The sequence below is a fragment of the Lentimicrobiaceae bacterium genome, assembly GCA_028697555.1.
GTDB lineage: Bacteria > Bacteroidota > Bacteroidia > Bacteroidales > UBA4417 > UBA4417.
This window is the reverse complement of the sequence record JAQVEX010000069.1, coordinates 1-8696: the sequence shown is the minus strand read 5'-3', so window position 1 is coordinate 8696 and position 8696 is coordinate 1. Positions and strand designations below refer to the sequence as shown.

Annotated in this window: 8 protein-coding genes; all 8 read left to right on the top strand. The window is 37.4% G+C overall.

Translation table 11 applies throughout. From position 1 onward, the window contains the following. Positions 1-479, top strand: a 479-nt coding sequence (locus tag PHP31_09385) for a hypothetical protein (protein MDD3739490.1), incomplete at its 5' end; no start/stop codon positions are given. Between the two features lie 5 nt (positions 480-484). Then, on the top strand, positions 485-1387 hold the full coding sequence (rsmH, locus tag PHP31_09380) for a 16S rRNA (cytosine(1402)-N(4))-methyltransferase RsmH (protein ID MDD3739489.1): 903 nt from the start codon (positions 485-487) through the stop codon (positions 1385-1387). Continuing rightward, on the top strand, positions 1384-1794 hold the full coding sequence (locus PHP31_09375) for an FtsL-like putative cell division protein (protein MDD3739488.1): 411 nt from the start codon (positions 1384-1386) through the stop codon (positions 1792-1794). The genes rsmH and PHP31_09375 overlap by 4 nt, the downstream gene beginning before the upstream one ends. Further along, positions 1784-3946 (top strand): penicillin-binding protein, encoded by a 2163-nt coding sequence (locus PHP31_09370; GenBank protein ID MDD3739487.1) that lies wholly within the window; start codon positions 1784-1786, stop codon positions 3944-3946. The genes PHP31_09375 and PHP31_09370 overlap by 11 nt, the downstream gene beginning before the upstream one ends. Before the next feature lie 4 nt (positions 3947-3950). Next, a complete protein-coding gene (locus tag PHP31_09365; GenBank protein MDD3739486.1) occupies positions 3951-5414 on the top strand; it encodes a UDP-N-acetylmuramoyl-L-alanyl-D-glutamate--2,6-diaminopimelate ligase in 1464 nt (487 codons plus the stop codon). Next, positions 5414-6676, top strand: coding sequence for a phospho-N-acetylmuramoyl-pentapeptide-transferase (mraY, locus tag PHP31_09360; protein MDD3739485.1), 1263 nt, complete (start codon positions 5414-5416; stop codon positions 6674-6676). The genes PHP31_09365 and mraY overlap by 1 nt, the downstream gene beginning before the upstream one ends. After that, positions 6677-8017, top strand: coding sequence for a UDP-N-acetylmuramoyl-L-alanine--D-glutamate ligase (gene murD, locus PHP31_09355; GenBank protein MDD3739484.1), 1341 nt, complete (start codon positions 6677-6679; stop codon positions 8015-8017). It begins immediately after the preceding gene. Positions 8018-8020: 3 nt separating this feature from the next. Beyond that, on the top strand, positions 8021-8696 hold a 676-nt coding region (locus PHP31_09350; GenBank protein ID MDD3739483.1), incomplete at its 3' end, for an FtsW/RodA/SpoVE family cell cycle protein.

Here is an 8696-nt window from a genome sequence, read left to right as displayed (position 1 = left end):
CCAAAAAATTAATAATGCTATCAATTAGAGGTGAATATACGTGTAAAGTCGATGCTAAAGGCAGGTTCTTGATGCCTTCGGGATTCAAGAGCCAGTTGGGAGACGCTATTGGCGACGGTTTTATTATTAAGAAACACATTTTCAGCAAATGTTTGGAATTGTATCCTACGTCCAATTGGGAGCTTAATCTTAGTAATATTACCCGTAAGCTCAATAAGATGCTAAAAAAGCACAACGACTTTATTAGAGCCTACACAACCGGTTTGCGTGAGCTTAATGTTGACGGAAGTAGCCGAGTGCTTATTCCAAAAGACTTGTTGCAATTTGCCGAAATTGAAAGCGATATCGTTCTTACTGCCAATTTCGACCGCATAGAAATATGGAACAAAACATTGTTTGATAAATCGGTTGAAGCAACACTTGAAAATATTTCGAGTTTGGCTGAAGAAATTTTGGGAGATGTTAATATTAATGAATAAAAACTATGAGCTATCATTTGCCTGTAATGTTAAACGAGAGCATTTTGGGGTTAAATATTAATCCAAAAGGTTGCTACGTTGACGTTACATTCGGCGGTGGAGGTCATTCAAAAGAAATATTGAGCAAGCTAAGCAGCAAGGGCAAGCTGATTGCTTTCGACCAAGACGAAGATGCTTTATCCAACGCCATTGACGACGATAGATTCATATTATTAAATTACAATTTTAAGTATCTGAAAAACTTTTTAAGGTATTTGAATTGTTTACCGGTCGATGGAATTATTGCCGATTTGGGAATTTCATCTTATCAAATAGACACTCCCGAAAAAGGCTTTTCAACTCGCTTTGACGCCGACCTTGATATGCGAATGGACACAAATTGGCAACAAAGTGCTGCCGATGTCCTCAATAACTACACCGAAGAGCAATTGGCTGATGTGTTTTTTTATTATGGCGAAATAAAAAACGCCAGACTACTTAGTTCAAAAATTGTTGAAAGCAGAAATAGCAGTCCGATAAAAACAGTAGAAGACCTTAAAAACATAGCTGTGAAACTTTGTAAACGAGAACAGCAAAACAAGTACTTAGCTCAGGTTTTTCAAGCGTTGCGAATAGAAGTCAATAACGAGTTGGGAGTTTTGTCGGATATGTTGGAGCAAGCCATAGATGTGCTTGATGTTGGAGGTAGATTGGTGGTTATATCGTATCATTCTCTTGAAGATAGAATTGTTAAGAATTTCATCAAATCAGGGAATAAAGACGGAATTATTGAAAAAGACTTTTACGGAAGACAAAAGAATATAATAAAAGCAGTAAACAAAAAACCTATAGTGCCGACCGATAGCGAGTTGCTAGCCAATCCGCGTTCGCGAAGTGCTAAATTACGAATAGCTGAAAAGGTGATATGAGCAGGAAGTTGAAAAATGAATTTAAACAAGCCCAGCAGGAGCAAGCTGCAAATGCCGAGCGTGAACAAGGAGAAAACAAGCCAAGTAAGGCTTTGCTTGTTGCACGAAGAATATTGGTCGGTGTTTTTATTGAAGAGAGCGATATTAAAAAGTGGGTGCCTTTTACCATTTATGTGTTTGTGCTGTGCATTATTCTCATTTTCAACTATAACAGTGCCAATAAGGTGGCAATTGAAATAAATGAAACTAAAAGAAATATTAAGGAGTTACGTTTCGACTACATAACTACTAAAACCAAGCTAACCCGACTTACCGAACGTTCGGAAGTTGTCAGAAGAGCTAAGGAACTTGAACTTGAAGAGATGATAACTCCACCTTTAAAAATATATATCAACGATGGCAACTAACAAAAGAGACGATGACATGATTGTAAAACCCGGCAGGGTCATAGTTATCTATGTCTCTTTTTTACTGTTGAGCTTAGTAATTATTGGCAGAATAATAAAAATACAATTCGTTGAAGGCGACGACCTTAGAAACGAAAATAAGAGTGTTACTTACAAATATTTTCCGGTAGAAGGTGATAGAGGCAATATCTTCGACAGAAACAACAAGCTATTAGCTACTTCCGATTTTTATTACGACTTAAGATTTGATGCCATGTCGCCCGATAGCAGTAGCTACGATTTATATTTGGACGATTTGTGCAAAGCTTTCGAAAATTATTATCGCAGTGATTACAAAAGCAAAAGGAAATCGCTGAAAGATACCATACAAAAATACAGAGCATTAGGCAACAGATACCTTCTGTTGCGCCGAGATTTAAGCGTTGACGAAGCCAATGATGTAAAGAAGTTTCCGCTCTTTAATTTGGGAAAATACAAAGGCGGAATAATTTTGGAGCAAACAACCAAAAGGCTTTATCCATACGACAACATGGCAATCGGATTGATAGGCTACTACACTCCCGAAAGAAAAGAGCTTACAAGAGGAATTGAAGGTTCGTTTAATAATTATTTGGAAGGAATAGATGGCAAGCGATTATACCGCAGAATACCCGGACTGAAATGGAGACCCGTCAGCGAAATCAATGATATTGACCCGAAAGACGGCTACGACGTACAGCTAACCATCGATATAGACTTGCAGGGAGTTACCGAAAGCGCTTTGAAGAAACAATTGGAAATGAGCGAAGCCGACCACGGCACAGCTATTGTTATGGAAGTTTCCACAGGCGAAATCTTAGCTATAGCCAATATGGGAAGAGGTAAAAACGGCGAGTACATCGAAACATATAATTATGCAATATCTGAGCGTATATCACCGGGAAGTACTTTTAAGTTAGCATCGTATTTGGCTGCATTTGAAGACTCCGACTTAAAAATTACAGATAAATACAATATTCACGGCGGAGTTAAAAAATACGCCAACAGAGTAATGAAGGATTCCCACCTTGGCGGTGGTGTGGAAACAGTGCAAGAGTTGTTTCAAACGTCATCTAACGTTGGTATTTCTACTATTATTACTGAAATTTATGGAAGTAATCCTCGAAAATTCATCGACCGTTTGTGTAGTTTTGGCTTAAACGAGAAAGTTAATACCGAGCTTGTGGGAGAAGCCAGTCCATATATCAATTCGCCTAAGTCAAAAACTTGGTCTAAGGTATCTTTGCCTTGGATGTCTATAGGATACGAGGTTATGATCACGCCGTTGCAAATGCTTAACTTTTACAATACTGTGGCTAACGATGGTATTATGGTTAAACCGCATTTTGTGAAAAAAGTTGCCAAACACAATGAGGTTGTGGTCGATTATAAACCGCAGACGGTTGGTAAAAGGATAGCCTCAAAAAAGGCAATCAAAAATGTGCAGTATCTGCTAGAAAAAACTGTAGATGAGGGAACAGGTAGCCGACTCAAAAACTCAATTTATCGTTTTGCTGGTAAAACAGGTACAGCTCAAATTACCGACGATATGAAAAAGGGTGGACCCAAAAGGTACAACGCTTCGTTTGCGGGCTACTTTCCGGCAGAAAACCCAAAATACACGGTTATAGTTGTGATTAGCGATCCTTCAAAAGGTAGTATTTACGGTGGAAGTGTCGCTGCTCCCGTTGTTAGAGATATAGCCGATAGATTGTATGCCAATTCCGACGAATTTGCTTACACAATCTCCGATTCTGCCAAAAGCAAAATTGCAAACCCGCTTACAGTTGGAAATTCAAGTGATATTTACAATGTATCAAATTTTTTGCAGTACAACCATAAGCAAGCTGCTAACAACGAATGGTTGGCATATAAATACGATAGCACAAACAAAACTACGGTAAAAAAAGTTGTTGACATTAATAATATAGACGGAAAAATGCCAAACCTTATTGGAATGAGCATAAAAGATGCATCATTTATTTGTCAGAAATTGAATTTGAAAGTAAATATTAGCGGTCAGGGGTTTGTTGATAAGCAAGAGCCCGCACCAGGAACAGATATAAGCAATGTTAAACAGGTGAATTTAAATTTATCTGTAAAGAACCAGAAGTCAATTGCTCAAAAATTGTAACAATATGAAACTGATTGATTTATTGTCGAATATAAAATACAATCTTATCTCGGAATCCGATTTGAATACCGATATAAAAGGTATTAGTATGGATTCGAGGCAGGATAATAAATCGGGTTTATTTGTTGCAGTCAAGGGTGTGAATTCAGACGGACACAAGTACATAAACAAAGCCATAGGTGCAGGAAACGTATGTATAGTGTTGCAAGATATTCCCGAAGTTTTGCAGCCCAATATTATTTACATTCAAGTAGATGACACAAGCAAAGCACTTGGCGAAATAGCTGCTAATTGGTATCAGCATCCTTCAAAAAGTTTAAAACTTGTTGGAGTTACCGGAACCAACGGTAAAACTACAGTTGTTACTTTGTTGTATAAGTATTTTATGCAATCCGATTGTAAAGCAGGACTTATTTCTACTGTAGAAAATAAAATAGGCGATACTACAATACCATCAACACATACAACTCCCGACAGTATTACTTTAAACAAACTGTTGCGACAAATGGTCGACAGTCATTGCGAGTACGTTTTTATGGAGGTAAGTTCTCATGCTATGCATCAGAACAGAGTTTACGGATTGCATTTTTCGGGTGCTGTGTTTACCAATCTCACACACGATCACTTAGATTATCACAAAACCTTTGCAGAGTACATAAAGGCTAAAAAAAGTTTCTTCGACTCATTGCCCGAAACGGCATTTGCAGTTTCAAATATTGACGACAAGAACGGAACCGTAGTGTTGCAAAACACAAAAGCTAAGAAATACTACTATTCTTTGACTTCTCCGGCAGAATTTAAAGGAAAAATTATAGAGCAATCTCTTTTGGGAATGCAAATGGAGATAAACAACATAGACTTTTGGACTAGATTGGTAGGAGGTTTCAATGCGTACAACCTATTGGCGGTTTATGCAACGCTCATAAATTTAGGTTTGAATAAAGATGAGGTTGTTTTGGGAGTTAGCAGTTTGACAGGAGCTCCCGGAAGGTTTGAAATGGTAAGAGGCAAAGATGATATAGTTGCTATAATCGACTATGCACACACTCCAGATGCATTGAAGAATGTTATAGACACAATAAACGACGTCAGAACTTTAAACGAAAAACTGATCGTTGTATTCGGTTGCGGTGGCGACCGCGATCACGATAAGCGACTGGTTATGGGCGATATTGCGTCAAGTTTGGCTGATAAAATTATTATCACTTCCGACAATCCGCGTAGCGAAGAGCCACAAAGTATTATAAACGAAATACTTAAAGGAGTGTCGGCAAAAAACAGAGATAAATGCTTAACCCTTGTAAACAGACGCGAGGCTATACAAACAGCTGTGCATTTGGCAAACAAAGGCGATGTGATTTTGATTGCAGGAAAAGGACATGAAAAATATCAGGAAGTCAACGGAGTCAGAAATCCGTTCGACGACAAAGTTGAGGTTGAAAATTGTTTAACTAAAAATAATTTGTAATGTTTTACTATTTGTTCGAATACTTAGACAGAGTGTATGATTTACCCGGAGCCGGTATGTTTCAATACATATCGTTCAGGTCGGCGTTGGCTGCTACCTTATCGCTGTTTATCAGTATGATTTTAGGTAAATACATAATCAATTTTCTGAAAAAAAATCAAATTGGTGAAACTATCAGAGATTTGGGATTGGAAGGACAAAAGGAAAAGGAAGGAACACCCACAATTGGCGGAATTATCATTTTAGGTGCTATAATTATTCCAACCTTACTTTTTGCTAAGTTAGACAATGTTTACGTTTTGCTGATGCTATTCGTTACCGTTTGGTTAGGATTTATCGGCGGTCTCGACGATTACATAAAAGTTTACAAACACGATAAAAAAGGCTTGAAAGGCAAGTTTAAAATTATAGGTCAGATTGTTGCAGGAGTAGTGGTGGCGAGCGTTATTTTCTTCAATCCTTCGGTTGAAATAAGAGAAAAGGTGGTTCAAACAAAAGAATTTACCGTTCACAATTCCGATTCTTTATCAGGATTTGAAAAAATACAAGACCATAGTGCTAATTTTAGCAAGGTTCCGACAAAATCTACCAAAACCACAATACCTTTTGTAAAAAACAACGAATTCGACTATAGTAGCATTTTAGGCGTGTTCGGAGTAAAAAACAAATACTTATCGTGGATAGTTTACCTTGTAATAGTTGTATTTATTGTTATTGGTGTATCTAACGGAGCCAATATAACTGACGGAATAGACGGTCTGGCTGCTGGAACTTCTGCAATAATAGGAGTAACTTTAGGTCTGCTGGCGTGGGTTAGCGGTAATATTGTCTTTGCCGATTATCTGAACATAATGTACATACCCAATTCCGGCGAGTTGGTAATTTTTATGAGCGCTTTTGTGGGAGCCTGTATAGGATTTTTGTGGTACAATACTTATCCTGCACAAGTGTTTATGGGAGACACAGGCAGTTTGGCTTTGGGCGGTATTATTGCAACGTATGCTATCATTATCAGAAAGGAACTTTTGATACCCATTTTGTGCGGTATATTTTTAATCGAGAGCCTTTCGGTGCTAATTCAGGTTTCGTATTTTAAATATACCAGAATGCGAACAGGAGTTGGCAAACGCGTTTTCTTGATGTCTCCGTTGCATCACCATTATCAAAAGAAAGGTTACAAAGAACCTAAAATAGTAATGAGGTTTTTCATCATAGGAATAATATTAGCTATTTTAACTGTTGTAACTCTAAAAATACGATAAATGAAGGGCAGGGTAGCAATACTCGGAGCAGGCATTAGCGGAATTGGTGCTGCTATCTTGGCGAAAAACAAAGGATACGATGTGTGGGTGTCCGATACAAACAAAATAAAAGAGCCGCACAAAAAAGTTCTAAAAAATATTGAAGTAGCTTTTGAGGAAAACAAACATTCTGAAAATGTGATTTTGAGTTCCGATATTGTTATTGTTAGTCCGGGTATTCCCTTAACTGCACCGATTATCGGCAAGATAAAGGAAAGCCAAATACAATTAATTTCCGAAATTGAATTTGCATCGTGGTTTGCCGAAGGAAAAATAATTGCAATTACCGGTTCTAACGGAAAAACTACTACTGCAACTCTTTTGCACCATATACTTATCAATAGGAATATTGATGCTGAGTTGTGCGGAAATGTCGGTAATAGCTTTGCTAAATCGGTCGCTGAAGGACAGCACGACTATTGGGTTGTTGAAGTCAGTTCTTTTCAATTAGACACTATCGAAAAATTTAAGCCTTACATAGCAATACTTACAAACATTACACCCGACCATTTGGACAGGTACGATGGAAAATTTGATAATTATGTAAGGTCTAAATTCAAAATCGCTCAAAATCAAGACTGCAATGACTACTTGATATACTGCAACGAAGATGATGCTACAACAAACAACATCTCGAAAATGCAAATAAAAAGTAATTTGTTAAGCTTTGGTATTCAGAGGTTTGAAGGTTCAAACGCTTACGTTCAAGATAATAAAATTAACATTGAAATAAACAATACAAAATTTGATATGAAAATAGAAGAATTAGCATTGCAAGGAAGTCATAATGTTTACAACACTATGGCGGCAAGTATAGCGTCAAAAATGATTAACGTCAGAAATGAGTCGCTAAAAACTGCACTTGCAACATTCGAAAATATTCCGCACAGGTTGGAGTTTGTGGCTAAAGTCAGCGGTGTAACCTACATCAACGACTCGAAGGCTACCAACGTAAATAGTTCGTGGTACGCATTAGAAACTATGCCCAACGACGGGGTTATTTGGATTGTTGGCGGAGTTGATAAAGGCAACGATTATCACAAACTAAAGACTTTAGTCGATAAAAAAGTTAAAAGCATTATTGCTTTAGGTGTTGATAACGATAGAATTATCGAAGAGTTTTCGCCTTTGGTAAAATCTATTTATAGCACAAGTTCAATGGAGCAGGCGGTATTGACGGCTTATCAGATAGCCACTAAAGGAAATACCGTTTTGCTTTCGCCGGCTTGTGCCAGCTTCGATTTGTTCGAAAATTTCGAGCAAAGAGGAGATATGTTTAAAAAAATTGTAAGAGCTCTATAAGATATGTCTAAATTTAAAATCAAACTGCAAGGTGATAAAGTAATTTGGGGATTAGTAATTATACTGTCGGTCATCTCGCTGTTGGCTGTTTATAGCTCAACAGGTCTGTTGGCTTTTATCGAAAAAGGCGGCGACACCGAATATTACTTTCAAAAGCACTTTGTTATTGTTACTTTGGGTTTGATTTTTATGTACGTGGCTCACAAGGTAAATTATCCTTTCTATGCCAATATTGCTAGGTGGGCTATATTTATAGCTATACCGCTTTTGATATACACTTTAGTTTCAGGCGACGTTGTCAACAGTGCAGCCCGTTGGAACAGAATACCAATACTGGGAATTACTTTCCAAACTTCCGATTTGGCTAAGCTGGCTTTGATAATGTTTGTAGCTTATGTACTGACAGTAAAGCAAAATGAATTGTCAGATTTTAAATCCGGATTATCACTTGTTTTAATAATATCCGTAATTGTTTCGTTATTGGTTGCGTACTCAAACCTATCGACAGGAGTAATTATTTTCGCAATTTGCTTTTGCATGATGTTTTACGCGGGAGCCAGAATGAAACATATTTTGTTGATTTCGGGAGCTGGTATTTTCATATTTCTAATTTTGGTTTCATCATTGCTGATAATGCATAAGTTCGAATCTGGAAATACCAGCAAGGAATTAGCTCAAA